Source organism: Sphingomonas palmae, from assembly GCF_900109565.1.
GTDB lineage: Bacteria > Pseudomonadota > Alphaproteobacteria > Sphingomonadales > Sphingomonadaceae > Sphingomonas > Sphingomonas palmae.
Genome location: NZ_FNZZ01000001.1, coordinates 891,438 through 917,893, shown reverse-complemented (window position 1 = coordinate 917,893; position 26,456 = coordinate 891,438). Strand labels below are relative to the sequence as shown.

Sequence of the window (26,456 nt, the reverse complement as noted above, 5' to 3'; positions counted from 1 at the left end):
CGTTAGTGGGCTAGTGACAGGCAGGCGCGCGATCCGTTAGCGGTCGCCGCATGGCATTGATCGACGTTTTCCTCCGCCGCGCGATCCGTCGCGGCGACCTGACCCTTATCAAACCCGATGGCAGCTCCACCCGCTTCGGCGCGCCCGACGCCGAACTGAAGCCGGTGACCTTCACGATCCACGACAAAAACGTGTACCGGGCAATCCTGGCCGATCCGGCGCTGGGGCTCGCGGAAGCGTTCATGGATGGGCGCGTGACGTTGCAGCAGGGCGACATCCTCGACCTGCTGACGCTCGCCACCGCCAATTCACGCTGGGAGAACGGGACCAGCCACCTGGCGGCGAACCGCTGGCGCGATTTCAAGGGCAAGTTCCGGCACCGGTTCCTTCGGCTCAACAAGGCGCTGGAGTCGAAGAAGAACGTCGCGCATCACTACGATCTGTCCGACCGATTGTACGACCTCTTCCTCGACGCCGACAAACAGTACAGCTGCGCTTACTACACCGACCGCGACAACAGCCTGGAACAGGCGCAGGCGGACAAGAAGGCGCATATCGTCGCGAAACTCAGCATCGAGCCGGGGATGCGCGTGCTCGACATCGGCTGCGGCTGGGGCGGGATGGCGCTGTACATCCACGCGAAGACCGGCGCGGAGGTGCTGGGCATTACGCTGTCCGAGGAACAGTTGAAGGTGGCGCAGCGGCGTGCGGAAGAGGCTGGGGTGGCGGACAAGGTCAGGTTCCAGTTGATCGACTATCGCGCGCTAGACCAGACGTTCGACCGGATCGTGTCGGTCGGCATGTTCGAGCATGTCGGGGTGCGCAACTTTCGCACCTATCTCGAAAAGTGTCGCGACCTGCTCACCCCCACGGGCGTGATGCTGCTCCACACGATCGGGCGCGCCGACGGGCCGGGGTACACCGACCAGTTCACCGACAAGTACATCTTCCCGGGCGGCTACATTCCGGGGCTGTCGGAGGTGCTGGAGGCGAACAATTACATCCGCTGGTTCGTCAGCGACATAGAGGTGCTGCGGCTGCATTACGCGTTCACGCTGCGCGAATGGTACAAAAGGACGGTCGAGCACCGCGACGCGATCGTGGCACTGTACGACGAGCGGTTCTTTCGGATGTGGACCTATTATCTCGCCGGCGCGATCGTGTCGTTCACCAACGGGCCGCTGGTCAATTTTCAGATCCAGTTCACGCGCGACCGCGACGCACTGCCGCTGACGCGCGATTACATGCTGGAGGAGGAGCGGAAGCTGCGGGGATGAGCGTGAAGCGACGGATGGCGACGGCGTTGCTGACGGTGTGGGCCGTGATCGCGGCTGCGGTGCCCGTCAGCGTCGTCGCGCAAACAATTGAGGCGCCGCCGCCGCCACTACTGAACCTGTCGCCTGACCGTTATCCCAATCCGGGTCCGTTTCTCGTCTTCTTCGATGATGCCGGGTTGCTGCCCGAGGGCGACGAAGTGCTGCGCCGGGCGGTCGAGGTTTGGCAATACGGCGACAATGAAGCGTTTCTGCTGTGCAGCAGGACGAGAGACGGTGTGCCCCCCAGGCCAACCCGACACATTGCGCAGGTCGCCGCGCGATTGCGCGAGCACGGCGCCAAAATCGTGGTGACGAGCGAACCTGAGGCGTGCTCGGGGGTGCCGCTTTATCGGGCGCAGCGCACCTATGACAGCGTCGAGATACGCGGCACCTACGCCCATTAGCTCGGCAGCAATGCGGACGACTAGCAGCAAGGAAATAGTGCGCAGCGGGGCGGCTATAACCGGTGGATGCGATCGGTGTCGCGAGCAGTCGAAACATCCGGTCCTGCGACGTACCTGCTGTTCTCCCGCAACTGAACCGCGCTGCCATCGGCGCAGCGATCGACACGCCCGCTTCAGCTTGCCACGCGCTGCTCTTGATCCTCCAGGTTCAAGCGAGCGACTTCGTCATCGCAATAGTCTGCCAGATCATGGAGCGTCGCGCGCAGCGCCGGATCGTCGGTTTCCGCCGCTTTTTGCCTAGCGTCGCGCGCCATATCTATCAGATAATCCCGCAGGTCCATAAGCACCTGCTATCAGGTAACTGGTTGCAATCGCCTTAGTCTTCCCTCCGCAATGGATGAGTGCAGAAGTACTACATTGGTCTAATCGGCCGAGTTCTTCTGACGAGCCGGCGTGTTCGAGATTGGACTTGGGATGTCCATGCCTTCGTCAGGATGCTTGCCAGGCTGCCGATCGGAGCGAGCCGACCGGCCGCCGCGATTTCGTCAGAAGTTCACGCGTGCGCCCAACCGCAGCGTGCGCGGCTCGACGACGCGGCTGAGGCGTCCGTCCGTCGGACCTGCGGTGTCGAAGGCGGGGATGTAGGATTCGTAATAGTAGGCGATGTCCTTGTCGCGGCTGTTCAGGATGTTGAGCAGCTCGCCGTAGACCTGGAAGCGCCCGATCTTGCGCGCCGCGCGCAGGTTGACGACCGTGCTGCCGCTATCACGCACGCTGTTGTCCTCGATCAGCGGATAAGGCCCGAGATGGCGCACGCGGATGCTCGCCTCCCACGGATCGAGCACGATCGATGCGCCGGCCGAAGCGGCATTCTCGAACGCATTGGGGATGCAGTCACCGTTGTCGTAGCGCGAGTGGCTGACGACATAATTGCCGTCGAGCGCCAGCCACGGCAGCGGACGCCAGAAGGCGACGAGCTCGTAGCCGTGCCGCTCGCTCGCCCCGGTCGGTTCGACCGCGTTGGAATCGCCGACGAAGCGCAGCTCGCTGTCGACGTCGAGCCACCAGTAAGTTGCGGTCAGCGTCAGCCCCGATCCCTGCCAGCGCGCGCCGAGCTCGCGCCCGTCGCCGCGCACCAGCACCGGCACCGGCGTGTCGACGTTGACCGCGCCGCGTACGTCGTTGGAGTGAAAGCCGCGGCCCCAATTGGCGTACAGTTCGACGTGCTCGCCAGGCGCCCAGGCGATCGATGCCTTGGGCGAGAGGATCGCGTCGTCGCCGCTGCCCGTACCGGCCGCCGCTGCCGCGCTGTCGCGCGCGCGGACGGCGTAATGGTAATAGTCGCCGCGCAGGCCGCCGATCACGCGCACGCCGGCGAGCGGCGTCCAGGTCGCCTCGCCGTAGAGCGAGGTCGACGCTTCCTCGACGTGGTAGCGACCGAGCGAGAACAGGAACGCGCGCGCGGCGGTGCGGTCGACGCCGACGCTGCCAATGTGGTCGAAGCGGTTCTCCGTGCCCAGCGCCAGCGCGAGCTGTGGCGAGAGCGTCCAGCGCTTCTCACCGCGCGCGCCGACGATCCAGCGGCGATCGAACTGACGGATCTGCGCGCTGGTGCCGTCTGGATCGGTGTAGGTCGGGTTGGAGTACATCGACCAGTCGTAGAACTGGCCGTAGACGTTCGCGCGCCAGTCGCTCTGCGTGACCCCCACGTTGCCGATCAACCGCGTCGTGCGACCGCGCGCGGTCGGGTCGGGCGAACAGAACACGTCCGCGCAGATGGCAGAGCCGATGATGCGTTCGGGGATCTGCTCGGTCGGCCGCCAGGTCGCATGGTAGGCGTGAAGCGAGGCCTGGATCGTTCCCGACCCCGCCGGCGCGCTATACTTCGCGAAGCCGGACAGATGGCGCAGATGCTCGGGCTCCTGCCACGGCCCGTCGTAGACGCGCGCCTGACCGACCAGCGTCAGCTTGCCCGCGCCGACGCCGTCGATCGTGCCGCCCGCGGCGATCCGGCCATAGTCGTACGAGCCGCCCTCGACCGACAGCCACGCCCGGTCGTAGCCGTCGATCGTTGTCATGTAGGCGGCGCCCGCCAGCGCGAAGTCGCCGCCATCAACGCGGTACGGACCTTTGCGGAAGTCCTCGCGCGCGACGATCTCGGGGATCAGGCCGTTCAGATCGAGGTAGCCCTGGCCGTGGCCGTGCGTGCGCAGGTTCATCTGCACGCCGTCGATATAGGTGGTGAAATCGGTGCCGTGATCGAGGTTGAACCCGCGTAGGAAATACTGGTTCGCCTTCCCGCTGCCCGAATGCTGCGCCGCGATCATGCCAGGCACCGCCTCCAGCAGCTCGGCCACGCGCAGCAGCGGGCGGACCAGCAGGTCGCTTCCCGCCACAGTGCCTTCACTGGCGGCGTGAGCGACGCCGATCTTCGACTCGCCCCGGCCGAACACGACGATGTCGTCGCGAGGAGTGCTGCTGGTCTGTCCGATCGGCTCGGCTGGTTGCGTCGTCTGCGCCGCGCTCGGCAGGCTGGTGCCCGCAGCGATCGCCGCCAGGTACCACGCTATCGTCTTCGTCATCAGTATTCTCCGGGCGTCAAGCGACTACCGGCGGAGGCGTGCCGTCACGAACGGTCGCGCGCACCCGCGCGCCGACGCCGATCAGCGTCGCGGGACACGCACGATGCGGCCTCCACCGCTCGTTCGTCGCTCAGACGGGAGAACCGTGCCGCAGCCATCCCCTGGGCCAAGGCAAGAGCGACCCAACGCTGGCAGGTCTCCTGGCTCACGGGTCATCGCCGCGACGTACTAGCCTTCCCAGGTGACGCGATCAGGCGCCCTCCAGTGGCCGGCCCCGTTTGAGGAACCACGCACGTCGTGCTCGCCGCTTACAGTTGCAGGGACAGCCTCGGCCTCGGAGCGCGCGCTCCTCACCGTGTTCCCTATTAAGCCCTTGTCAGGGCACCAGCGCGATCATCACCGGCTGTCGAACAACCGGTGGTCGGCTGGTTAGCCGCTGGCCGGTGGACAGGCAAGATCGTCCGGCAGCGGTGGGCTCGCGTGTGCGAGGCGCTGCTATCGCCCGGTCGGGCCGCTCTTGCCTGCGGCGCGCGCCGCGGCTCGGGCGGCGGCGGCTTCTTCGCCGTCGACGCGGCCGTCGTGGTTGAGGTCGTAGCGTGAGAAGACTTTGGTCATCAGCGCCTGCGACTCCGCTTCGCTGACGCGGCCGTCCTTGTTGGTGTCGGCGCGCGCCATGAACAGGGTGGCGATCTTCTTCGCCTGCGCGGGGTCGAGTTTCTTGCCGCCAGCGACCTTCATGTTGCTCATCCGTGCGAGCACCTCGGCCTGGCTGAGGAACCCGTCGTGGTTGGTGTCGGAGGCGGCGAACTCGCCGTCGAGCTTGGTCTCGGCGCTCTTGCGGGTTTCCTGCGCGGTGGCGGGGAGGGCGAGGGCCGGGAGGACGAAGGCGGCGAAGAAAAGGGCGCGGGTCATTCAGGCAACTTTCCAAGGGAAACGGGCGCCGTGGTGGCGCCCGTCGTTTTTACGGCACATGAACGCGGTGCGCGCCGGCACGGGTCCGACGCGCGCCGCAGAAGGCGCAGCTCAGCGCGCGGCGAGCTCGCGCACCAGCGTGGGCGCGGGATAGACCTTCTCCAGCGCCTGCTGCACCGCCGCCGCAGAGACGACCACGGTGCGGTTGAGTTTCGGATCGTAGCCGAAATTGCCGCCGAGCGAGTGGATGTTGCCGTCGAACGCGGCGCCGATGACCGAGCCGTCGCGCGCGATCACGGGTGAGCCCGAATTGCCGCCGATGATGTCGTTCGTCGTGACGAAATCGAACGGGGTGTTCAGGTCGAGCGACGATTTGGCGCGCGCGTAGGCGGGGGCGAGCTGGAACGGGTCGGCGCCGGTCGCGCGCTCGTAGAGGCCGCCGACCTTGGTCTCGTACGGGATCTCGCGCCCGCGCTCCGTCCAGCCCATCACGCGGCCGTAGCTGATCCGCAGCGTGAAGGTCGCGTCGGGGTAGTTGCCCGCGCCGTAGGCGGCGAAGCGCGCCTGCGCGATCTTCGCCTGCGCGGCAGTAACGGGCGCATCGACCTGCGCGGCATATTGCTGGCGCAAGCTGCGCGCGGCGGCGTCGTTGGCGAGCACGAAGCGGATCAGCGGATCGTCGGAGGCCGCGATCGCCGCGGCGCCGCCGTCGAACAACCGCTTGCGGACCGCGGGATCGGCGAGCTTCGTGCCTGAGACGAGCCGTTTTGCCAGCTGTTCGGGCGACTCGCGGCCGAGCAGCGCCTTCACCTGCGGGTTGTCGGCGGTGAGATACTCGCGCGCCTTGCTGAGCCAGAAGGAGAGGTTCGCCTCCTCCAGCCACGGCTCGATCGGCTTGGCATCGGTCAGCTGCTTCTCGACCAGCGGCAGCGCGCTGTCGGTATAGCCGGGCAGGCGATCGGCATTGGGCTTCTGCCGCTCGGCGGCGGCGCGCACCAGCGCCTTGGCATAGCCGTAGAGGTCGGAGGTCCAGCCCGCACGCGCCTCGAGGAAGTAATAATCGAGGTAGATGTTGCGCAAGCTGCGGTCGGCGGCGGCGATGTCGGCCCAGGGCGTGCCGTAGCGCGTGCCGGCGCGGCGTTGCAGGTCGGCCTCGTTCTTCGCCAGGCTGGCGGCGAAGGCGTCGTCGTCGAGCGCGCGTGCCTGACCCCAATAGACCTTGTAGCTGTTCTCGGTCCCGAACAGCGAGTCCTGCGCCTCGCGGCGGCGCTCCTCGCTCTGCGCGCCCGCGGCGATCAGGCGACCGCGCCATTCGGACAGCAATGTGGTGGTGAGCGGGATCGCGACCTCGCGCTGGAAGGCGAGCTGGTCCTGCGTCAACAGGCGCTGGGTACGGCCGGGATTGCCGACGACGAAGGTCGCTTCCTCGGCGATCGGGCCACGCGGGTTCCAGCGCAGGTGTGCAGGCGTGCTAACCGGGCGACCGTTCTCGTACGCGCGCAGGAACGAGGCATCGAGATTGTAGCGCGGGAAGTTGAAGTTGTCGGGGTCGCCGCCGAAGAACGCCGCGGCGAACTCGGGCGCCCAGACGAGGCGCACGTCCGAATATTTGCGGTACTTGTAGAGCTTGTACTGCCCGCCGCCGTAGAGCGTCACGACCTGGCAGCGCGTGGTCGCCTTGTCGGTGCAGTTCTGCGCCTCGATTTGCGCGATCTGCGCGTCGCGCGCCTTGGTCAGCGCCTCGCCCGACAGCGAGCCGATCGCGGCGGTGACGGGCTTGGTCACGTCGGTGATCTGCGTCACGACCTCGGCCTGCTGGCCCGGGCATTTCTGCTCGCGCGCGCGGTCGCCGGCGATGAAGCCGTCCTTCAGAAAATCCTTGCTGGAGGACGACAGGTCCTGCGCGCATTGCGCGACGCAGTGATGGTTGGTGAGGATCAGGCCCTCGGGCGAGACGAAGGAGGCCGAGCAGCCGCCGGTCAGGCGCACGGCGGAGGCCTGAACGCGGTCGAGCCATGCCTGATCGGGCGCCCAGCCGTAGGCGGCCTTCATCCGCGTGGCGGGAAAGCCGTCGAAGGTCCACATGCCCTCGTCCGCGCTGGCGGTGGCGGCGGTGACGAGCCCGGCGGTGGCGGCGAGCGCGGCGAACTTCCTCATGCGGGCATCCCTGTTCGTTGCATCTGTTACGGGTGCTTGTGTGCGCCGCTTCGTTTCGCGGGGCAAGTGGATGTGACAAGGTATCGTGCGGGAACTCGGCTGGCGGGTTGCGGTTGCGTGGTGGCGCGCGCGCGCATAGGTCCGCGCGCGAATATTCGTATCAGGAGCGCTGCCCGCATGTCCGAGCCCATCAAGAAGGTCGTCCTCGCTTATTCCGGTGGTCTGGACACCAGCGTGATCCTGAAATGGCTGCAGGAAACGTACGGCTGCGAGGTCGTCACCTTCACCGCCGATTTGGGGCAGGGCGAGGAGCTGGAGCCCGCGCGCGCCAAGGCCGAGCTGATGGGGGTGAAGCCGGAGCACATCTACATCGACGACCTGCGCGAGGAGTTCGTGCGCGATTTCGTGTTCCCGATGATGCGGGCGAACGCGCAATACGAGGGGCTGTACCTGCTCGGCACCTCGATCGCGCGGCCGCTGATCTCCAAGCGGCTGATCGAGATCGCGCGCGAGACGGGCGCGGACGCGGTGGCGCACGGCGCGACCGGGAAGGGCAATGACCAGGTGCGCTTCGAATTGTCGGCCTACGCGCTCGACCCCGACATCAAGGTGATCGCGCCGTGGCGCGAGTGGGATCTGAACAGCCGTACCAAGCTGATCGAATGGGCCGAAGCCAGGCAGGTGCCGATTCCGCACAACAAGCGCGGCGAGGCGCCGTTCTCGACCGACGCCAACCTGCTCCACACCTCGAGCGAGGGGCTGGTGCTGGAGGATCCGTGGGACGAGGTGCCCGATTACGTCTACTCGCGCACGGTCAACCCGGAGGACGCGCCCGACACGCCGGAGACAATCGAGATCGAGTTCGAGCGCGGCGACGGCGTCGCGCTGAACGGCGAGCGGATGAGCCCGGCGACGCTGCTGGAGGCGCTCAACGAGCTCGGGCGCAAGCACGGCATTGGGCGGCTCGATCTGGTCGAGAACCGCTTCGTCGGCATGAAGAGCCGCGGCATGTACGAGACGCCGGGCGGTACGATCTACCTCGAGGCGCACCGTGGCATCGAGGCGATCACGCTCGATCGCGGGGCGGCGCATCTGAAGGACGAACTGATGCCGCGCTATGCCGAGCTGATCTACAACGGTTTCTGGTTCTCGCCCGAGCGCGAGATGCTGCAGGCGGCGATCGACCTCAGCCAGGAGAAGGTGTCGGGGACGGTGCGGTTGAAGCTCTACAAGGGGCTGGCGTCGGTGACGGGGCGCAAGTCGCTCAACACGCTGTATTCGGAAAAGGTCGTGACGTTCGAGGACGACCAGGGCGCGTACGACCAGCGCGACGCGGCGGGGTTCATCAAGCTCAACGCGCTGCGGTTGCGCTTGCTCGGGCGGCGCGATCGCTGAGTGACACGGGCGGGTCGCAGCGACCCGCCCGGTTACGACAGCCTTGCAGGCACACCCCTGTCGCCCGTAAGGCGCTGAACATGGACGCGGGGGTGCGGCTTCATTGGTGGCAGACCAGGTGGTTCGTCGTCGCGGCGGCGCTGATTGCGTGCGTGCCGCTGATCTGGCCCGACATCCCGCCGATCGTCGATTTGCCCGGGCACATGGGGCGCTACCGCGTCCAGCTCGACCGCGGCGCGCACGCTTGGCTGGCGGACTGGTACACCTTCCGCTGGTCGCTGATCGGTAATCTGGGCGTCGACTTGCTGATCGAGCCGCTGGCGCCGGTCATCGGGCTGGAGCCCGCGGTCAAGCTGATCGTGATGGCAATTCCCGCGCTGACGGTCGCGGGGCTGTTGTGGATCGCGCGCGAGGTGCAGGGGCGCATTCCCGCGACCGCGCTGTTCGCGCTGCCGCTCGCCTACGGTTACCCGTTCCAGTTCGGGTTCGTGAATTTCGCGCTGTCGATGGGGCTGGCGCTGTGCCTGTTTGCGCTGTGGCTGCGGATGGCGCGGCTGGGTCGGTTGCGGCTGCGCGCCGCGGTATTCGTGCCGCTGTCGTGCCTGTTGTGGGTGTGCCACACGTTCGGCTGGGGCGTGCTGGGCGTGCTCGCCTTCTCGGCCGAGATGATCCGCCAGCATGATCTCAGGAAAGACCGCCAGTCGGGGCATTGGGTCGAGAGCTGGGTGCGCGCAGGCCTCGGCTGCGTGCCGCTGGCGCTGCCGATGATGTTGATGGTCGCGTGGCGATCGGGCGCGGACGTGACCGGGCAGACCGCCGACTTCTTCTACTGGCGCACCAAGATCATGTGGGTGCTGATGGCACTGCGCGACCGCTGGCTATGGTTCGACGTCGCGTCGGTGGCGGTCATCTACCTGGTGCTGTTCAAGGGCCTACGCGATCCGCGGATCACCTATTCGCGGCATCTGGGGCTGTCGGCGCTGTTCATGCTGGCGGTCTTCATCCTGTTGCCGCGGATCGTGTTCGGCTCGGCCTATGCCGACATGCGGTTGGCGCCGTTCATGCTGGCGATCGCGGTGATCGCGATCCGGCCCAAGCCCGGAATGACGTTCCGCCACGCGAGCGTGCTGGCGGCGGTCGGCCTCGCATTTTTTCTGGTGCGGATCGCCGGCACAACGGTGAGTTTCGCGATGTTCGATCGCGATTACGACGAGGAGCTGGTCGCGCTCGATCACGTGCCGGTCGGCGCGCGGTTGCTGTCGTTCGTCGGGCATAATTGCCGCAACGACTGGCGGATGAGCCGGCTGGAGCACATGCCCGCGCTCGCGCTCGAGCGGCGGCTTGCCTACACCGACGACCAATGGTCGATGGCGGGCGGGCAGCTGCTGACGGTCAATTACGACGCGGCGGGCGGTTACGCGCACGATCCGACGCAGATCGTGACGCAGGTTCGCTGCCGCGGCGAGTGGTGGCGGCCGGTCAACTACGCGATCGGGCGGTTGCCGCGCGATGCGTTCGACTATGTCTGGCTGATCCGCCCGCCAAAGTACGACCCGCGCTTCGCGCCCGGGCTGGTGCCGGTGTGGCGCTCGCCGACGAGTTCGTCGGTGCTGTTCCGCATCGATCACTCGGTGCCCGCACCAGAGGCGACCGACGAGGAGCTGGGCATCCCGCACTATATCGTCGAGTTCATGCAGCGGCGGCGCGAGCGGTTGATCGCGACCGGGGCGATCGGGAAGTAGCGGGCGCGGTCAGCCGCGCTTGAACGGGGTCATCTGTTCGAGAAAGTGCTGGTCGCTCTCGACCGCGGCGCGTTCGCGCACGAGGAAGTCGGACACCGCGCGGCGGAAACCGGGATCGGGGATGAAGTGCGCCGACCAGGTGGGCACGGGGGAATAGCCGCGCGCGAGCTTGTGCTCGCCCTGCGCGCCTGCCTCCACCGTCTTCAGCCCGCGCGCGATCGCGGCGTCGATCGCCTGATAATAGCATAGCTCGAAATGGAGAAAGGGCACATCCTCGGTGCAGCCCCAGTAGCGGCCGTATAGCGCGTCGTCGCCGATCAGGTTGAGCGCACCCGCGATTGGCACGCCGTCGCGCTCGGCGAGGATCAGCAGTACGCGGTCGCCGAGTGCTTCACCCAGCAGCGGGAAGAAGGCGCGTTTCAGGTAGGGCGTCCCCCATTTGCGGCTGCCGGTGTCCTGGTAGAAGGTCCAGAACGCGTCCCATTCGCGCCGCCCGATCTCGCTGCCGGTCAGGTGGCGGATCGTCAGGCCCTCTACCGCCGCTGCGCGCTCCTTGCGGATCGCCTTGCGCTTGCGGCTGGCGAGCGCGGCGAGGAAGTCGTCGAAGGTGGCGTAGCCGGCATTCTGCCAGTGGAATTGCGTGCCCTCGCGGATCAGCCAGCCGGCGGCCTCGAACAGCGGCAGCTGATCGGGTGCGACGAAGGTGGCGTGTGCGGATGACAGTTCGTGCTGGCGGGTGACGGCCTCGATCGCGGCGATCAGCGACGGGGCGGCGGCGGGGTCGCGCAGCAGCAGCCGCGGGCCGGGCACGGGGGTGAAGGGAGCGGCGACCTGTAGCTTGGGGTAATAGTCGCCACCGGCCCGCTGCCATGCGTCAGCCCAGGCGTGGTCGAAGACGTACTCGCCCTGGCTGTGGCTCTTGCCGTAGGCGGGGGCGACCGCGATCGGGGTGCCGTCGTCGCCATCGATGACGAGCGGGATCGGTTGCCAGCCGGTGCGCTGCCCGACGCTGCCTGAGTCCTCCAGTGCCTTGAGGAAGGCGTGGCTGACGAACGGATTGGCGGTGCCGGCGCAGGCGTCCCACTGATCGGCGGGGATGGCGGCGACGCCGTCGGCGATCCGTGCGGTGATGGCGGTCATTGCGCGCCAAGATAGGGGCGCGGGCAGGTGAGGGGTAGGGGGGCAAGCGGCGACGCGATGCCGGGCTTGGGTACGATGTGAAAAGGGGCGGCCGCTACGTGCGCGACCGCCCCCTCTTGTTTTCCTGCTCGAACCTAGCGGATCAGAGCGAGCGTTCGATCTCGACGATGGCGTCGACCTCGACCGCCGCGCCGAGCGGCAGGACCGCGACGCCGACCGCGGAGCGCGCGTGCTTGCCCGCGTCACCGAACAGCGCGGTCATCAGGTCGGACGCGCCGTTCGCGACCTTGGGCTGGTCGGTGAAATCGGGGGTGGAATTCACGAACACGCCGAGCTTCACGACGCGCTTGACGTGGGCGAGGTTGCCGAGATGCTGCTTGATCTGCGCGACCAGCATCAGCCCGCAGGCGCGCGCGGCCTCCTGACCCGCCTCAAGGCTGACGTCGTCACCCAGGCGGCCGGTGATGATCTGGCCGTCCTTGAACGGGAGCTGGCCCGAGATGTGGAGCAGCCCGCCTGCCTCGACGATCGGCGTGTAGGAGGCGACGGGAGCGGCGGCCTGGGGCAGTTCGAGCCCGAGGTCGGCGAGTTTGCGGTCGATCTGGTCGGTCATGGCTTCGCGGATTGGGCGCGGCGACACGAGAGGTCAAGTGGTGGCGAGCGCCTCGACCGGCGGCGCGGGCTCGGCGGCGGCGAAGCGCGCCTCGATCCACGCCTGCGCTTGCCTCCAGTCGTCGATGCGCGCGTGCGCGGCGGGGGCGGGTGCGATGCCGGCGGCGAGTTGCGGTTCGGAGACCATGTGGAGCCGCCAGACCTCGGGCGCGTGCTCGGCGACCGATTGGTGATGGACCGGCAGGTCGTCGACGAACACCGCGACGCTTGGGCCATATTCGGCGACGAGCGCGGCGACGGGCGTGCCCTTGCCGCCCTGATTGCAGACGACGCGGTGCGGGATGCCGAAGGCGGCGAGTTGCTCGACGCGGTGCGTCTGGCATTGGTCCTGCAGGTTGGTGAGGATCACCACGTCGGCCTGTTTGCTGAGCGCGGCGATCGCCTCGCGGGCGTGGGGCACGATCGTCTGGCGGTGCATCTGGTCGGGGAAGAAGCCGTGGAGGAAGGCCCACATCTCTTCCTGGGTCAGCGGCTCACCGGTGCGGCGGCGCATGTTCTTGGCGAGTTCCCACGAGTTGTAGGAGAAATCGACCGCGTGCTCCTGATCGAGCCAGTCGGCGAAATGGCGGACCATGTGGACGAGCACTTCGTCGCAGTCGGTGATGAGAAGGGGGCGGGTCATGCATGCTCCAGCGTCGCGCGCGCGGCGACGAGGGTTTCGGGACGGGTGCCGAGGTCGTCGGCGCAGGCGACGAGGTCGGGTTCGTAGCTCTCGAGATAGGTGAGCACCGCGGCGAGGACGGCGGGTTCGCCCAGCCGCTCGCGCAGGTCGCCGGGGGCGAGGCCGGTGAGCGTCAGCAGCCGCCCGGCGCGGTCGTCGTCCGACAGCACCCAGGCGAGCGCGGAGAGCGCCAGCGCGGCGACCGCGTCGGGATCGCCAATCCTATTTGTCAGGGGCGTACGCATTGCCTATCTCTTGAGCGTGTCGATGGGGGTTAATGAACACGTGGCGAAAAGGGTGCTCGTTGTCGAGGACAACGAACTGAACCTGAAGCTGTTCTGCGACCTGCTGCGCGCGCACGAGTTCGCCGCCGAAGCGGTGCGCGACGGGCGTGAGGCGGTGGCGCGCGCGCGCGAGGTGATGCCGGACCTGATCATCATGGACATCCAGATGCCGCACGTCACCGGGTACGAGCTGATCCTGGAATTGAAGGCGGACGAGACGCTGAGGCACATCCCCGTGATGGCAGTGACGGCCTATTCGGGGCGCGAGGACGAGGAGCGCATCCGCGCGGCAGGAGCGGAGGCGTATGTGTCGAAGCCGATCAGCCTTGCGCGGTTCATGCAGGCGGTGGGAGCGCTGGTTTAGTTGTTCCCTTTCTCCGCTGGGGAGAGGGCTAAAGACGCCAAAAACCGCGCTGGATCGCTCCACCGCGGTTTTGCAGCATAGCGTAACCTGCGGCGGCGCGGGGCCGCCGGCGCGATTACTTGATCTTGGCTTCCTTGAAGTCGACGTGCTTGCGCACGACCGGGTCGTACTTGCGGAACGACAGCTTCTCGGTCTGGGTGCGGGGATTCTTCTTGGTCACGTAGAAGAACCCGGTGTCGGCCGAGCTGACGAGCTTGATCTTGACGGTGGTCGGCTTTGCCATGACCGTATCCTGTGCGAATAGAAAACAAAAAGCGGCGAGGCGTGCCCGCTGGGCTGCCTTGCCGCGTCTGGTGGGGCGAATGACGGATTCGTGACCCCAAGTCAAGGCATCTCCGTGGACGGTTGATCGGGCGTCCGGTGGCGCGGTTTAGCCGGGCGTTAACCGCGGCGCGCGCATGATGCGGGCAAGGGGCGGAGAGGATGCCGACATGAGCATGGAGCAGCAGCGGGCGGGAACGGGCGACGCGGGCGCGATCAGGGCCGATCTGGCGCGACGCGTGGCGGCGATCGAGTGGCGCAGCGGTCCGGCGCGGCTGGTGGACGAGGTCGACCAGATCCGCCGCATCGCGCGTGCGAACGGCATGCTGCCCGCGCTGGTGGTCGCGCAGCAGCTGGAGCGCGCGCTGGCACGCGGCGATCACGGTCCGATCGTTCACGCCTGGCTGTCGATGCTGGGCGAGGCGGTGTCGAGCGAGCGGCAGGACGCCGCCGCATCCGATGCCTTTGCCGCGGCATGCCAGGTGCGGTTCGCAGCGTGACGCGCGTGTTCCGCGCTCTGCCCGGTAGCAGCACGCGCTGACGCAGTGGACGCATTGATGGCGGCGATCGTGCTGGGCGCGATCACGCAGATGTCCGACAAGACGCCGTGGCTGGCCGCGATCTTCGCCGACCGGTTCAGGCGGCCTGCGCTGGTGGTGCTGGCCGCGGTGCTGGCGCTCAGCATCAACTACGCGATCGGGGTGGCGGCGGGGCGGGCGGTGACGGCGCTGCTGACGCCCGAGGCGCGTTTGCTGCTGCTGGCGCTTGCGTTGGTGCTGGCGGGCGTGGGAACCGGGTTTCGGATAAAGCGTCCCGACGCGCTGGAGGGGTGGCGGACGGGTGCGGCGTTCACCAGCATCGCGGGGCTCGCCATCATGGCGTTCGGCGACCGGATGCAGTTCATCGTCGCGGCACTCGCCGGGCGCAGTACCTTGCCATGGGCGGCGATGGTCGGCGCGGTGTTGGGCGCGAGCGCGGTCAACGTCGTGGCGATCGCGTTGGGGGAGGAGGCGTGGCTGAGGCTGCCGTTGAAGGGCGTGCGTGTCGCGGCGGCGGCGATCTTGCTGGTCGCGGGCGTGGTGATCGGATTGAACGCGCTACGACTGGTGTAACGGGGCTGGTGTGACCGGCTGACGTGACAGGAAGCGGAGCCATTCGGCGGCGGGCTCGTTGTGGAGGCGAAATCACCTCATCAACGGAGACACAGCGCCGTGGCCGACATCGACCCCAAGCTCGCTACCCCGACCGACCTTGCCCGCAACGACACGATGACCGCGGCCGACGCGCTGAACGTCGCGCTGGCGGACTGTTTCGCGATCTATCTGAAGACCAAGAATTTTCACTGGCACGTCTCGGGCCCGCATTTCCGCGACTATCACCTGATGCTCGACGATCAGGCGGCGCAGATCCTGGGCGTGACCGACGCGATCGCGGAGCGCGTGCGCAAGACCGGCAACACGACGCTACGCTCGATCGGCGACATCAACCGGCGCCAGCAGGTGGCCGACAACGACCGCGAGTTCGTGTCGCCAGACGACATGCTGGCGGAACTGCGCGAGGACAACCTCAAGCTGGTCGAGGCGCTGCGCCGCGCGCGCGAGAAGGCCGAGGAAGCGAACGACACCGCGACGTCGAGTCTGGCGGACGACTGGATCGACCAGGCCGAGGAGCGCGCGTGGTTCCTGTTCGAGGCGAGCCGCAAGGGCTGAGCGCCGCCTGCATTTTCCATTATCTAACTAATTGGGGGCGTTACTCATGTTGAAGCTCGCACTCACGTTTCTCGTCATCGGGCTGGTGCTCGGGTTGCTCGGCTTCGGCGGGCTCGCGGGGACCTTCGTCGGCATCGCCAAGGTGCTGTTCTTCATCGCCATCGCGTTGTTCGTGATCTTCCTGATCATCGCGCTGGTGACGGGAAAGGCGGTCAAGTCGGCGATCGACTGACGCGCGGCTGGCGCGCGGGCCCGAGCGTCAGCAGCCACAGGTCGGGTGGCGCGCGCCAGCGGATCGGCAGGTCGCTGGTGCCGAGCCCGGCGGTGACGAGGACCTGATGCCCGCGGTCGTCGATCATGCCGCAGAGATAGCGTTTGTGGGTGCGCACGGGCAGGATCGGCGGGCCGATGACGGGCAGCCGGACCTGCCCGCAATGCGTATGCCCCGCGATCATGAAGGGCGCGGCGGCCGGCAGCTTGGTCGCCAGATCGGGCGAGTGGGTGAGCAGGACCGCTGCCCCGCCCATGCTGCGCAGGGCCGCCATCGTCGCGGGCAGGTTGTCGGCGTGGCTGTAATCGTCGTCGACGCCGCCGATCGCGAGCGGTCCGCGTCGTAGTGCCTGATTGGCGAGCACGGTCACGCCCGCGCGGGTCAGCGCGGCGCGGACCGCGGCGATGCTGGTGCCGTGGTCGTGGTTGCCCGGCACTGCGACGACGCCGAGCGGCGCGCGCAGCCGCGACAGCGCGGCGGTGAGCGGCGCCTCGACCTTCAGCGCGTCCTCCGCACCGTAGCCGTTGATGAAATCGCCCGCGATCAGCACGATGTCAGGATGGAGCGTGTTGACCTGCGCGACGATGCGCGAAAGCCGCGCCTCGTCCATCGCCATGCTGCCGATGTGGATGTCGCTCAACACTGCGGCGCGGATCGGGGCGGCGCCGGCGGGCCAGTCGCGTAAGGCCACGCGCGCGGTGCGCACCACCGGATCGGCGCGCGCGTTCCACACACCCGCGGCAAAGGCGGCCGCGCCGAGCACGATCACGGCGGTGAGAAGGAGCAGCAGGCGACGACGCATGGCGCGGGGGTGTAGTGGCGGCGGGCGGTGGTGCACGCGCTTCGGCGCTACGCCGTGCTTGCGCTAGGTGGCTCGATCTACGCGGCTGCTGCGCGAACGCCCGCCTGGTGCGCGCCGATGCCCGCGAGTACCCCGGCGGCGGAGGCGAGTGTCGCGTTGTGCATGGGCGTCGCGAGATCGCCCGCCGCCCAGACACCCGGCACCGAAGTCGCGCCCCATTGGTCGACCTTGACAAAGGGACCGGTCGGGCCGTCCTCGAGTTTGCAGCCGAGCCGCGCGGCGAGCGGGGTCGAGGGACTGGTGCGCGGCGCGGTGAAGACCGCCGCGACCGCGACGACGCGTCCGTCCGCCAATCGGACGCCGTCGAGCGCGGGTGCGTCGCCCAGCAGCTCGACCACCGGGGTGCGCTCAACCGTGATGCCGCGCGCGACGAAGGCGTGAAGCTCGGCCGGCTCGGGCTCGAACTGCGCTTGCGTGAAATAGGTGGTCGGCCCCCAGTCGGGGATCAGGACGGCCTGATGCGCCGACATGGGATGCGCGGCGATGACGCCGAGGGCCAAGTCGCGCATCTCGTAGCCGTGACAATAGGGGCAGTGGAGCACGGTCGCGCCCCAGCGCTCGCTCAGCCCCGGGATCGCGGGCAGTTGATCCGAGACGCCGGTCGCCAGGATCAGCCGGCGCGCGTGGCGCTCGCCGCCGGACAGCGCGACCGTGAAGCCGTCGCCTGTTGCCGCGGCGTCTACTGCCTCACCCGACACGATCTCGGCCGTCGGGTAGCGTTCGAGCTGGCAGCGGGCATCACGCATGATCGCTGCGGGTGCGCGACCGTCCTGCCCGAGGAAGCCGTGCGCCTCGTCGGCGAAGCGGTTGCGCGGCGATCCAGCGTCGATGACCAGCACGTGCTGCCGCGCGCGCGCCAGCTGCAACGCCGCCGACAGCCCTGCGAAACTGCCCCCGATCACGATTGCGTCGTACATCAGACCGTCCTTATGTAATCCCATGAGCTACATGACGTGTCCAGGTGTAATAAGCAACACGAGAAGTTACATGACGGACTGCTCGTGATCGGGGATGAGGGCTGATGGACGCGCGCCTGTCGAGAATGCTGCACCTGTTGATCCACATGGGGCGGAGGGATGGTCCGCTGACGTCGGAAGCGGCGGCGGTGATGCTGGGGACGAATCCGGTCGTGGTGCGGCGGACGATGGCGGGCTTGCGCGAGGCGGGGTACGTCCGGTCGACCAAGGGGCACGGCGGCGGGTGGATGCTGACGCGCGGGCTCGACCAGCTCACCATGTTGGACGTGTACCGCGCGCTCGGCGAGCAGCGCGTGTTCGCGCTGGGGCCGGCGGACCCGGCGCCCGCCTGCCTGGTGGAGCAGGCGGTCAACGAGTCGCTGGGTGGCGCGCTGCGCGAGGCGGAGGCGCTGCTGATCCGGCGGCTGTCTGAGGTGTCGCTGGCCGACATCGCGACCGATTTCGAGCAGCGGCTGGCAGCGATGCCGGGGATCGTAGCCGCGGCGGAGCGTCACATCTGACGCCGGCGGAGAGTTCCTGAGCACGGAGCCGCGTCGCGCGCCGATCGTTACGCCCGCATGCACGCCTTTGCGCAGCTTCTCGACTCGCTGATCTATACCCGGTCGCGCAACGCCAAGTTGAAGCTGATCGGCGATTACCTGCGGGTGACGCCCGATCCCGATCGCGGCTGGGCGATGGCGGCGCTGACGGGGGACCTCGACCTGCCGGGCGTCAAGCCGGCGCTGCTGCGCGCGCTGATCGAGGAACGGTTCGATCCGGTGCTGTTCCGGATGAGCCGCGAATATGTCGGCGACACCGCGGAGACGATCGCTTTGCTGTGGCCGACCCCCGAGGGTGCGTTCGAGGCCGAGCCGCTGAGCGTGGCGGCGGTGGTCGACCGGTTGATGCATTTGTCGCGGTCGGACGCGGGCGGGGTGCTGGCGGGGATGCTCGACCGGCTGGACGCGGAGGAGCGGTTCGCGCTGCTCAAGATGGCGACGGGATCGCTTCGCGTCGGTGTGTCGTCCAGGCTGGCGAAACAGGCGCTGGCGGACGCGTTCGGGCTCGACGTCGATGCGGTCGAGGAGGTGTGGCACGGGCTGGAGCCGCCGTACCCGACGCTGTTCGCCTGGGCCGAAGGGACGGGCGAGCAGCCGACGCCCGCCGACGTGCCGGTGTTCCGGCCGTTCATGCTGGCGCACCCGCTGGAGGACCTGCGCGTCGATTTGTCCGACTATGTCGCGGAGTGGAAGTGGGATGGTATCCGCGTGCAGCTGGTCCATGTCGTGGATGCGACAGGGCACGGCGAGACGCGGCTGTACAGCCGAACCGGCGATGACGTGACCCGGGCCTTCCCCGACGTGGCGGCGGCGTTTCGGACGCCGGGTGTGCTCGACGGCGAGCTGATGGTGAAGGGCGACGTGCAGGGCGGCACGCTGGAAGACGGCGGCGGCGCGGCGAGCTTCAATGCGCTGCAGCAGCGGCTGGGGCGGAAGGTCGTGTCGGCGAAGATGCTGGAGGAAAGCCCGGCGTTCGTGCGGCTGTACGACATATTGTTCGACGGCGCGGAAGACCTGCGGCAGCTGGGATGGACCGAGCGGCGCGCGCGGCTGGAGGCGTTCGTGCCCCGGCTCGATCCCGATCGGTTCGACCTGTCGGCGGTGGTCGAGGCGGAGGATTTCACCGCGCTGGAGGCGATCCGCATGGGCGCGCGCGACGCCGCGATCGAGGGCATGATGCTCAAGCGCCGCGACGCGCCGTATGTCGCGGGGCGGCGCGCGGGATTGTGGTACAAGTGGAAGCGCGATCCGCTGACCGCCGATTGCGTGATGATGTACGCGCAGCGCGGCAACGGGCGGCGATCGTCCTACTACAGCGATTATACCTTCGGGTGCTGGACCGGCGGGGCGGCGGGCGAGGGCGAGCTGCTGCCGGTGGGCAAGGCGTATCAGGGGATCACCGACGAGGAACTGCGCCAGCTCGACCGGTTCGTGCGGCACCATACCACCAACCGCTTCGGGCCGGTGCGCGAGGTCGAGCGGTCGCTGGTGCTGGAGATCGCATTCGATTCGATCCACGACTCGAAGCGGCACAAATCGGGGCTGGCGATGCGCTTTCCCCGGATCGCGCGCATTCGCACCGACAAGCCCGCGCACGAGGCGGATACGATCGAGGGCCTGCGCAAGCTGGTGACGTGAAGTGGAACGCGTGGCACGCTGCGATGCTGTGACGCCTTTCACCCTCGCCGCCGTGCTGATGATCGTGTCGGGATCGGTTCACGCGATCGTCAACGCCATCGGCGCCTAAGGTTTTTGGGGGCGGGCGCGACAAGATGTCGGCGCGTGCGCTGACCGATGGCTCGAGCGCGCTGATCCTGCTGCCGGCACTGCCGTTCGTCTCGCCGCCCGCGGGTGCATATTGGTGGTTGGCGGCGAGCACGGTGGCGTATCTGATTTACCTCTACGCGCTGATCCGCGCGTTTGAGCAGGCCGATCTGAGCGCGGCCTATCCGGTGCTGCGCGGGACGGCGCCGCTGCTGACCGCGGTGGTCACGATCGGATTGCTGGGCGAGCCGGTGCGCGCGGCGCAGGTGGCGGGGATCGCGCTGATCGGCGCGGCGATGCTGTTGCTGGTCGTGGGGCGGCATCTGGGACGCGGGGCGCTCGGCTGGTCGTTGCTGACCGGTTGCACGATCGCGCTCTACACGGTGATCGACGCGCACGGCGTGCGCGCGGCACCGGCGACGGCGAGCTATATCGTCTGGTTGTTCGTGGCGATGGGTGTGGGCGTGACCGCGATGTTCGCGATTGTGTCGCGCGGGCGGATCATCGCGAGTGTGGGGACGCAGTGGCGCGCAGGCGTGGTCGCGGGGGCGCTGTCGATCGTGACCTACGGCGCGGCGCTGACGGCGTTCGCGCTCGGTCCGACCGCACCGCTCGCCGCGCTGCGCGAGACGGGGATGGTGACGGCGCTGCTGATCGGGGTGTTCGCGCTCGGCGAGCGAGTGACGGTGCAGCGCGCGGGTGCGGTGGCGGCGATCCTGGGCGGGGCGGCGCTGATCCTGGCGGGATAGCGCCGCGCACCTCGTGCCTACGCGAAGTCGCCGAGGTCTTCGGCCGGTTTGTCGGGGAGGCCGGAGGCGTCGTCGTCGAGCGGCGGTTGTTCGGGGTGGGCGACGGGATCGGCCTCGGTCGGGGTGACGCCGGTCTGGTCCGGGTCATGCTCGCCGTGGTCGGGTAGGGGATCGGGGGTGCTTGCCATGATCTGCTCTCCTGTGTCCGGGTGCGAACGCGTGGGGAGCGGGGAAAGTTACGCCTCTTCCGGTTGTGGCTGACCGAGGCGACGGACGTCGAGCGCGCTGATGCCGATCAGCGTGACGCTGCCGAAGCGGCGGTCGCCTTCGACCACGATGCCCTCGACCGTCTGGCGCAGCGCGGTCCAGGGGACGATGCAGGCGAGCGCGCGTGAACCGCGCAGGCGGACGGCGAGCACCTGTCCCGCAGCGTCGATCGCGAGGCCCGCGCGGCCGTCGTTCGAGACGAGCGCGTCGATTGCGGCGAAGGCGACGGGTGTTTCCGCGATCGCGGCGATCACCTCCCCGGGGGAACGCAGCAGGCGGTTGGGGCGGCCGAACCCGAGCATTACGCGAGCCTCAACGCGGGCGTGGTCACTGCTCGGCGCCACTCCGGTCGCCGCTATTTTGGTCCGGCGAGACCGCGTCCATCAGCGGGCGCAAGCCGTTCAAGTCGTAGCCGGCGGCGGCGCCTTGCCCGACCAGCGTGTCGTGATCCTCGCCGAGCCCGGCTTGCGCGAGCGCCCAGAGATTGCACGAGCGCGTGCCCGAGCGGCAATAGGCGAGGACAGGGCCGTTCGCCTGTGCCATCGCGTCGATCATCGCGGCGACCTGCGGGTGCGAGAAGCCGGCGTGGGTGACGGGAATAGCGGTATAGGCGAGCCCGGCGTCCTCCGCCGCGGCGCGGATCGCGTCGCCGCTGGGCTGCGCGGCTTCCTCGCCATCGGGGCGATTGTTGACGATCGCAGTGAACCCGGCGGCCTTGATCGCGGGGATGTCGGCGGGGTCAATCTGGGGCGAGACGGCGATGCGCGCGTCGATGCGGCGGATGTCCATGCGCGTGGCGATAGAAGATGATCGCGCGATCGTCACGAGGCTTGTGTGGGTTTGATCGGCCGCCGTCACTCCCGATCAAGCTTGGACGGCTGGCCTGTCAGGCATGCTCGCGGATGACCTGGAGGAAGGCGTCGCCGTAGGCGTCGAGCTTGCGCTGGCCGATGCCGGTGATGCGGCCGAGTGCCCAGCCGTCGCGCGGGCGCGCCTCCGCCATCTCGCGCAGCACCGAGTCGTGGAAGATGACGTAGGGGGGCACGCCCTGTTCCTTGGCGAGGTCGCGGCGGCGGGCGCGCAATGCCTCGAACAGCGGATCGTCGCTGGGGTTCGCGCTCGCGCCCGAGCCGCCGCCGCGGCGGCGTTTGGGACGGGCGGGAGCTTCTAAAAGCGCGACGTCGGTCTCGCCTTTCAGGATCGCCCGCGCGGCGGGGCCGAACTCGAGCCCGCCGTGGGGGTTGGTGCGCAGCGCGTCGCGCAGCAGCAGCGCGCGGCCGACCGGCTTGAGAAGTGCGGCGTCGTCGCCCTCGACGATGCCCCAGACCGATAGCTGCTCGTGCCCGTTCATCAGGCTGCGCTCGCTCGACTTCGCGGTCAGCACACTCTCGATATAGCCCGAGCCGAACATCTGGCCCGTGCGGAACACGGCGGAGAGGTATTTGCGCGCGACCTCGGTCGCGTCGGTCGAGCGCGGGGGGGAGAGACAGTTGTCGCAATTGCCGCAGGTGGCGGGCGGGTCTTCGCCGAAGTGACGCAGCAGGATCGCGCGGCGGCAGCCGGCGGTCTCGACCAATGCGCCGAGGCTGGCGAGGCGCTGACGCTCGCCGGCGTGGCGCTCAGGCTCCATCTCGGCGATGCGCTGTCGCGCGCGGGCGAAATCCTCCGCGCCCCAGAAGAGATGCGCGACGCTGGGATCGCCGTCGCGGCCAGCACGGCCGGTTTCCTGATAATAGGCCTCGATCGACTTGGGCAGCCCGGCGTGCGCGACGAAGCGGACGTCGGGCTTGTCGATGCCCATACCGAAGGCGACCGTCGCGCACATCACCATGTCCTCCGACGCGACGAAATCGCGCTGGTTCTTCGCGCGGATCGCGGGGTCGAGGCCGGCGTGATAGGCGCGGGTCGGGCGGCCGGTGGCGGCGAGCGCGGCGGCCATCTTCTCGGTCGCGGCGCGGGTCTGGACGTAGACGATGCCGGGGCCGCGCGTGTCGCGCACCACGTCGGCGATCTGGCGGGTGAGGTTGTCCTTCGGCTGGATCGTGTAGCGGATGTTGGGGCGATCGAAGCCGGCGACGATCATCCCCTCGGCCGGAATGCCGAGCTGTTCGAGGATGTCGGCGCGGGTGTGCGCGTCGGCGGTGGCGGTGAGTGCCAGGCGCGGTACGTCGGGGAAACTGTCGAGCAGCGGGCGGAGCAGGCGGTAGTCGGGGCGAAAATCGTGCCCCCATTCGCTGACGCAATGCGCCTCGTCGATCGCGAACAAGGCGAGCGGGGCTTGCGACAGCAAATCGCGGAAGCTGGCGTTTGAGGCGCGCTCGGGCGCGACGTAGAGCAGGTCGAGCTGGCCGTCGCGGAAGCGGGCAATCGTCTCGGCGCGGTTCTCATCGACGCTGGTGAGGGTGGCGGCGGCGAGGCCGACCGCTTCTGCGGCGCGGAGCTGGTCGTGCATCAGCGCGATCAGCGGCGAGACGACGACGCAGGTGCCCGGCAGCATCGCGGCGGGGAGCTGATAGGTCAGCGACTTGCCCGCGCCCGTCGGCATGACGGCGAGCGTGCGCTGACCGGCGAGGGTGCGGTCGACCACCTGCCGCTGGACGCCGCGGAAGTCGGGAAAGCCGAAGATGCGTTGTAGTTCGAGCCGGGGGTCTTGCACGGCTTCCCTATCGTGATTGCGATGGGCGCGCGCAACAGGCGGGCGGGGCGCGGCGTTGGGGTGCGCGACGAAGCGGGCGCGTGCTCGCGGGCGAAGGGAGTTGGTATGAAGAGCGTGATCGACAACAAGGCCGAGCAGGAATTCGAGCTGACCGTGGACGGTTATCGCGCGGTCGCGGCATATCAGCTGGAGGGCGACACGATTGTGTTCACCCACACCGAGGTGCCGCCCGCGATCGAGGGGCGCGGGGTGGGATCGAAGCTGATCCAGGCCGCACTCGATTCAGCGCGCGATCGCGGGTTGAAGGTGGTACCGCAATGCCCGTTCGTGCGGGCGTACATGGATAAGCACCCCGAGATGCGCGACATGCTGGGGTGAGGTGATCTCCCCTCCCTTGCGCGGGAGGGGTGACCAGTGAGCGTTCTTACTTGCCGATCTTGCCCGGTGCGGCCGGGCGCGGCGCCGGCGCGGTCGGGACCGGGCCGTCGCTGTTCGGGGTCGCGCCGGACGAGGGCGCGATGCGCGAGCCGTCGGCGTTCAGGCCCAGGTCGGCGAGGAGCGGTGCGACCTGCGGATCGGCGCCGTTGAAGGCGCGGAACATCGGCGCGTAATCCATCGTGTGACCCTTCGACAGGATCATGTCGCGGAAACGCTGGCCGTTGGCGCGCGTCATCCCGCCGTGCTGCTCGAACCAGTTGAACGCGTTCGCGCTCAGCATCTTGGTCCAGCTGTAGGCGTAGTATCCGGCCGAATAGCCGTTGCCCCAAATGTGGAGGAAATAGGGCGAGCGGTAGCGCGGCGGTACGTCGGCGACGTCGAGCCCGGTGGCGGCGAGCGCCTTGGCCTCGAACGCGTCGGCGTTCTGCTTGCCCTGAGCCGCGGTCAGCGAGTGCCAGCTCATGTCCATCTCGGCCGCGGCGAGCGCCTCGCCGAACGAATAGCCCGAGTTGAACGTGCCGGCGCGCTTGATCTTGTCGACCAGTGCCTGCGGGATGACCGCGCCCGTCTTGTAGTTGACCGCATAGTGCGGCAGCACCTTGGGATCGAGCGCCCAATGCTCGTTGAACTGCGACGGGAATTCGACGAAGTCGCGCGCGGTGTTGGTGCCCGAGACGCTAGGATAGGTCTGGTTGGCGAACAGGCCGTGGAGCGCGTGGCCGAATTCGTGGAACATCGTCGTCACGTCGTCGAAGCTGATCAGCGCGGGCTGACCGGCGGCGGGCTTGGTGAAGTTGCCGACATTGTAGATGACCGGCTTGGTGCCGTTCAGCTTCGACTGGTTGACGAAGTTCGACATCCACGCGCCGCCGTTCTTGTTGTCGCGCTTCCAGTAATCGAAGTACATCAGGCCAACGGGGGTGCCGTTCTCCTCGTTGACTTCGTAGACCATCACGTCGCTCTGGTAGACGGGGATGTCGGTGCGGCGCTTGAAGGTGAGGCCGTAGAGCTGGTTGGCGGCGTAGAAGACGCCGTCGGTCAGCACCTTGTTGATCTCGAAATAGGGCTTCAGCTCGTCCTGGTTGAGGTCGTATTTCGCCTTGCGAACCTGCTCCGAGTAGAAGTCCCAGTCCCACGGCTTGAGCTGGAAGTTGCCACCGGTCGCCTTGATTTGCGCCTGGAGCTCGGCGGCCTCGCGGCGTTGCTCGGCGGCGACCGGCGTGCCGAGCTGCTGCATGAAGCCGAGCGCAGTCTTCGGGTTCTTCGCCATCTGGTCTTGCAGGACGTAGTCGGCCCAGGTCGGGAAGCCGAGCAGCTTGGCCTTCTGCGCGCGCAGCAGCGCGATCTGCGAAATCGTGTCGCGCGTGTCGTTGGCGTCGCCGCGGCTGGCGCGGGTCCAGCTGGCGTTGAACAGCGCCTCGCGCGTGGCGCGGTCGCGCATGGTGGCAAGTTCGGGCTGCTGCGTCGTGTTCTGGAGCGTGAGGACGTACTTGCCGTCCAGCCCGCGCGCCTTGGCGGCGTCGGCAGCGGCGGCGATCTCAGCGTCGGAGAGGCCGGCGAGCTTCGACTTGTCGTCGATCACCAGCGCGCCCGCCTTGGCGGCGGCGAGCAGCTTCTGCTGGAACGCGGTCTCGAGCGTCGAGAGCTGCGCGTTATACTTGCCGAGCGTCACCTTGTCGGCGGGCGAGAGCTGCGCGCCGGCGCGGACCATCCCCTCGTAGGTGAGGGTCAGGACCTGGAGCTGCTCGGGCGTGAGGTTCAGCGACTGGCGCTGGTCGTAGAGCGTCTTCACGCGCGCGAAGAGTGCGGGGTCGAGGTTGATTGCGTCTTGATGCGCGGCGAACTTCGGTGCGAGATCGGCCTGCGTCTTCTGGAGCGTGTCGTCGGTGTTGGCGCCGACGACGCCGTAGAACGCCATGCTGGCGCGTTCGAGCAGCCGGCCCGAGCGCTCCATCGCGGCGATCGTGTTCTCGAACGTGGGTGCGGAGCGCGCGCGGGTGATCGCGTTGATCTCGGCACGCTGCTGCGCCATGCCGGCGAGAAGCGCGGGTTCGTAGTCGCTGCTCTTGATGCGGTCGAACGGGGGCGCCTGAAACGGCAGCGTGCTGGCTTGCGCGAAGGGGTTCGAGGCGGGGAGCGTCGCGGTCGTGGTGGCCGGGGCGGGCGCGGCGGTTTGGGCGATCGCAGTGGTCGACATCAGCGTCATCAGGGCAGTGGCAGCGAGCAGGCGCATCGTTGTTCCTCTTGGGCGTGTATGGTGCGCGTGATGCACCG

General features: G+C 68.2%; 29 protein-coding genes and 1 riboswitch. Of the genes, 13 read left to right on the top strand and 16 right to left on the bottom strand.

What is annotated here, in order from left to right; all coding sequences use genetic code 11:
• Positions 1-50: 50 nt before the first annotated feature.
• A complete protein-coding gene (locus BMW51_RS04495; protein ID WP_093003635.1) occupies positions 51-1,277 on the top strand; it encodes an SAM-dependent methyltransferase in 1,227 nt (408 codons plus the stop codon).
• 14 nt (positions 1,278-1,291) lie between these two features.
• The gene (locus BMW51_RS04490; protein ID WP_093003633.1) at positions 1,292-1,720 is read left to right on the top strand and encodes a hypothetical protein; all 429 of its coding nucleotides are present in this window, start codon (positions 1,292-1,294) and stop codon (positions 1,718-1,720) included.
• Positions 1,721-1,893: 173 nt separating this feature from the next.
• Here BMW51_RS04490 and BMW51_RS16010 read toward each other — a convergent pair whose 3' ends face one another.
• The 4 genes from BMW51_RS16010 to BMW51_RS04475 all read right to left on the bottom strand — a co-directional run bounded on the left by BMW51_RS16010 (position 1,894) and on the right by BMW51_RS04475 (position 7,371).
• Complete coding sequence (locus BMW51_RS16010) at positions 1,894-2,061, bottom strand: hypothetical protein (protein ID WP_177171510.1); 168 nt, start codon at positions 2,059-2,061, stop codon at positions 1,894-1,896.
• A gap of 204 nt (positions 2,062-2,265) precedes the next feature.
• Entirely contained in the window at positions 2,266-4,302 is a 2,037-nt protein-coding gene (locus BMW51_RS04485; protein ID WP_093003631.1) for a TonB-dependent receptor, read from the bottom strand.
• Between the two features lie 173 nt (positions 4,303-4,475).
• Positions 4,476-4,706: riboswitch (cobalamin riboswitch) on the bottom strand.
• Positions 4,707-4,797: 91 nt separating this feature from the next.
• Positions 4,798-5,214: an EF-hand domain-containing protein gene (locus tag BMW51_RS04480; protein ID WP_093003629.1), complete on the bottom strand. Its 417-nt coding sequence runs from the start codon at positions 5,212-5,214 to the stop codon at positions 4,798-4,800.
• Positions 5,215-5,325: 111 nt separating this feature from the next.
• The gene (locus BMW51_RS04475; RefSeq protein ID WP_093003627.1) at positions 5,326-7,371 is read right to left on the bottom strand and encodes a S46 family peptidase; all 2,046 of its coding nucleotides are present in this window, start codon (positions 7,369-7,371) and stop codon (positions 5,326-5,328) included.
• A 177-nt stretch (positions 7,372-7,548) separates the two neighbouring features.
• On the opposite strand from BMW51_RS04475, the gene BMW51_RS04470 reads away from it, so the two are divergent.
• The gene (locus BMW51_RS04470) at positions 7,549-8,766 is read left to right on the top strand and encodes an argininosuccinate synthase (RefSeq protein WP_093003626.1); all 1,218 of its coding nucleotides are present in this window, start codon (positions 7,549-7,551) and stop codon (positions 8,764-8,766) included.
• Positions 8,767-8,846: 80 nt separating this feature from the next.
• Entirely contained in the window at positions 8,847-10,508 is a 1,662-nt protein-coding gene (locus BMW51_RS04465; protein ID WP_093003624.1) for a hypothetical protein, read from the top strand.
• 9 nt (positions 10,509-10,517) lie between these two features.
• Here BMW51_RS04465 and BMW51_RS04460 read toward each other — a convergent pair whose 3' ends face one another.
• The 4 genes from BMW51_RS04460 to BMW51_RS04445 all read right to left on the bottom strand — a co-directional run bounded on the left by BMW51_RS04460 (position 10,518) and on the right by BMW51_RS04445 (position 13,226).
• Positions 10,518-11,648, bottom strand: coding sequence for a GNAT family N-acetyltransferase (locus tag BMW51_RS04460; RefSeq protein WP_093003622.1), 1,131 nt, complete (start codon positions 11,646-11,648; stop codon positions 10,518-10,520).
• A 142-nt stretch (positions 11,649-11,790) separates the two neighbouring features.
• On the bottom strand, positions 11,791-12,261 hold the full coding sequence (locus BMW51_RS04455) for a RidA family protein (protein ID WP_093003620.1): 471 nt from the start codon (positions 12,259-12,261) through the stop codon (positions 11,791-11,793).
• Positions 12,262-12,294: 33 nt separating this feature from the next.
• Positions 12,295-12,942, bottom strand: a complete 648-nt coding sequence (locus BMW51_RS04450; RefSeq protein ID WP_093003618.1) for a hypothetical protein — start codon at positions 12,940-12,942, stop codon at positions 12,295-12,297.
• A complete protein-coding gene (locus tag BMW51_RS04445) occupies positions 12,939-13,226 on the bottom strand; it encodes a DUF3572 family protein (RefSeq protein WP_093003616.1) in 288 nt (95 codons plus the stop codon). The genes BMW51_RS04450 and BMW51_RS04445 overlap by 4 nt, the downstream gene beginning before the upstream one ends.
• Before the next feature lie 40 nt (positions 13,227-13,266).
• Between BMW51_RS04445 and BMW51_RS04440 the strand changes: the two genes are divergently transcribed.
• Complete coding sequence (locus BMW51_RS04440; protein WP_093003614.1) at positions 13,267-13,629, top strand: response regulator; 363 nt, start codon at positions 13,267-13,269, stop codon at positions 13,627-13,629.
• A gap of 115 nt (positions 13,630-13,744) precedes the next feature.
• Here the strand turns inward: BMW51_RS04440 and rpmG are convergent, their stop codons facing one another.
• Positions 13,745-13,912, bottom strand: a complete 168-nt coding sequence (rpmG, locus tag BMW51_RS04435; RefSeq protein WP_019516727.1) for a 50S ribosomal protein L33 — start codon at positions 13,910-13,912, stop codon at positions 13,745-13,747.
• Between the two features lie 175 nt (positions 13,913-14,087).
• Here rpmG and BMW51_RS04430 point away from each other — a divergent pair, with 175 nt between their 5' ends.
• From BMW51_RS04430 to BMW51_RS04415, 4 genes are all read left to right on the top strand, one after another.
• Entirely contained in the window at positions 14,088-14,450 is a 363-nt protein-coding gene (locus BMW51_RS04430) for a hypothetical protein (RefSeq protein ID WP_245708267.1), read from the top strand.
• 45 nt (positions 14,451-14,495) lie between these two features.
• Complete coding sequence (locus BMW51_RS04425) at positions 14,496-15,062, top strand: TMEM165/GDT1 family protein (protein ID WP_093003610.1); 567 nt, start codon at positions 14,496-14,498, stop codon at positions 15,060-15,062.
• A 156-nt stretch (positions 15,063-15,218) separates the two neighbouring features.
• A complete protein-coding gene (locus tag BMW51_RS04420) occupies positions 15,219-15,659 on the top strand; it encodes a Dps family protein (protein ID WP_093003929.1) in 441 nt (146 codons plus the stop codon).
• Between the two features lie 46 nt (positions 15,660-15,705).
• On the top strand, positions 15,706-15,891 hold the full coding sequence (locus tag BMW51_RS04415) for a DUF1328 family protein (protein ID WP_093003608.1): 186 nt from the start codon (positions 15,706-15,708) through the stop codon (positions 15,889-15,891).
• Here the strand turns inward: BMW51_RS04415 and BMW51_RS04410 are convergent.
• The gene (locus tag BMW51_RS04410) at positions 15,872-16,732 is read right to left on the bottom strand and encodes a metallophosphoesterase (protein WP_093003606.1); all 861 of its coding nucleotides are present in this window, start codon (positions 16,730-16,732) and stop codon (positions 15,872-15,874) included. The two genes, BMW51_RS04415 and BMW51_RS04410, sit on opposite strands and share 20 nt — an antisense overlap.
• Before the next feature lie 77 nt (positions 16,733-16,809).
• Complete coding sequence (locus tag BMW51_RS04405) at positions 16,810-17,709, bottom strand: NAD(P)/FAD-dependent oxidoreductase (RefSeq protein ID WP_093003604.1); 900 nt, start codon at positions 17,707-17,709, stop codon at positions 16,810-16,812.
• Positions 17,710-17,813: 104 nt separating this feature from the next.
• Here BMW51_RS04405 and BMW51_RS04400 point away from each other — a divergent pair, with 104 nt between their 5' ends.
• The 3 genes from BMW51_RS04400 to BMW51_RS04390 all read left to right on the top strand — a co-directional run bounded on the left by BMW51_RS04400 (position 17,814) and on the right by BMW51_RS04390 (position 20,821).
• Positions 17,814-18,269: an RrF2 family transcriptional regulator gene (locus tag BMW51_RS04400; protein WP_093003602.1), complete on the top strand. Its 456-nt coding sequence runs from the start codon at positions 17,814-17,816 to the stop codon at positions 18,267-18,269.
• A 57-nt stretch (positions 18,270-18,326) separates the two neighbouring features.
• Positions 18,327-19,946: a cisplatin damage response ATP-dependent DNA ligase gene (locus BMW51_RS04395; RefSeq protein ID WP_093003600.1), complete on the top strand. Its 1,620-nt coding sequence runs from the start codon at positions 18,327-18,329 to the stop codon at positions 19,944-19,946.
• Positions 19,947-20,080: 134 nt separating this feature from the next.
• Positions 20,081-20,821, top strand: a complete 741-nt coding sequence (locus BMW51_RS04390; RefSeq protein ID WP_177171509.1) for a DMT family transporter — start codon at positions 20,081-20,083, stop codon at positions 20,819-20,821.
• Between the two features lie 17 nt (positions 20,822-20,838).
• Here the strand turns inward: BMW51_RS04390 and BMW51_RS16005 are convergent, their stop codons facing one another.
• The 4 genes from BMW51_RS16005 to recQ all read right to left on the bottom strand — a co-directional run bounded on the left by BMW51_RS16005 (position 20,839) and on the right by recQ (position 23,744).
• Positions 20,839-21,009: a hypothetical protein gene (locus BMW51_RS16005; RefSeq protein ID WP_177171508.1), complete on the bottom strand. Its 171-nt coding sequence runs from the start codon at positions 21,007-21,009 to the stop codon at positions 20,839-20,841.
• 48 nt (positions 21,010-21,057) lie between these two features.
• Entirely contained in the window at positions 21,058-21,390 is a 333-nt protein-coding gene (locus BMW51_RS04385; protein ID WP_093003598.1) for a hypothetical protein, read from the bottom strand.
• Positions 21,391-21,415: 25 nt separating this feature from the next.
• Positions 21,416-21,877 (bottom strand): protein tyrosine phosphatase family protein, encoded by a 462-nt coding sequence (locus BMW51_RS04380; RefSeq protein WP_093003596.1) that lies wholly within the window; start codon positions 21,875-21,877, stop codon positions 21,416-21,418.
• 97 nt (positions 21,878-21,974) lie between these two features.
• Entirely contained in the window at positions 21,975-23,744 is a 1,770-nt protein-coding gene (gene recQ, locus BMW51_RS04375; protein ID WP_093003594.1) for a DNA helicase RecQ, read from the bottom strand.
• Between the two features lie 105 nt (positions 23,745-23,849).
• Here recQ and BMW51_RS04370 point away from each other — a divergent pair, with 105 nt between their 5' ends.
• A complete protein-coding gene (locus tag BMW51_RS04370; protein ID WP_093003927.1) occupies positions 23,850-24,122 on the top strand; it encodes a GNAT family N-acetyltransferase in 273 nt (90 codons plus the stop codon).
• A 46-nt stretch (positions 24,123-24,168) separates the two neighbouring features.
• Here the strand turns inward: BMW51_RS04370 and BMW51_RS04365 are convergent, their stop codons facing one another.
• Positions 24,169-26,415 carry a M3 family metallopeptidase gene (locus BMW51_RS04365; protein ID WP_093003592.1) on the bottom strand — a complete coding sequence of 749 codons (2,247 nt, stop codon included), beginning with the start codon at positions 26,413-26,415 and terminating at the stop codon, positions 24,169-24,171.
• Positions 26,416-26,456 lie beyond the last annotated feature (41 nt).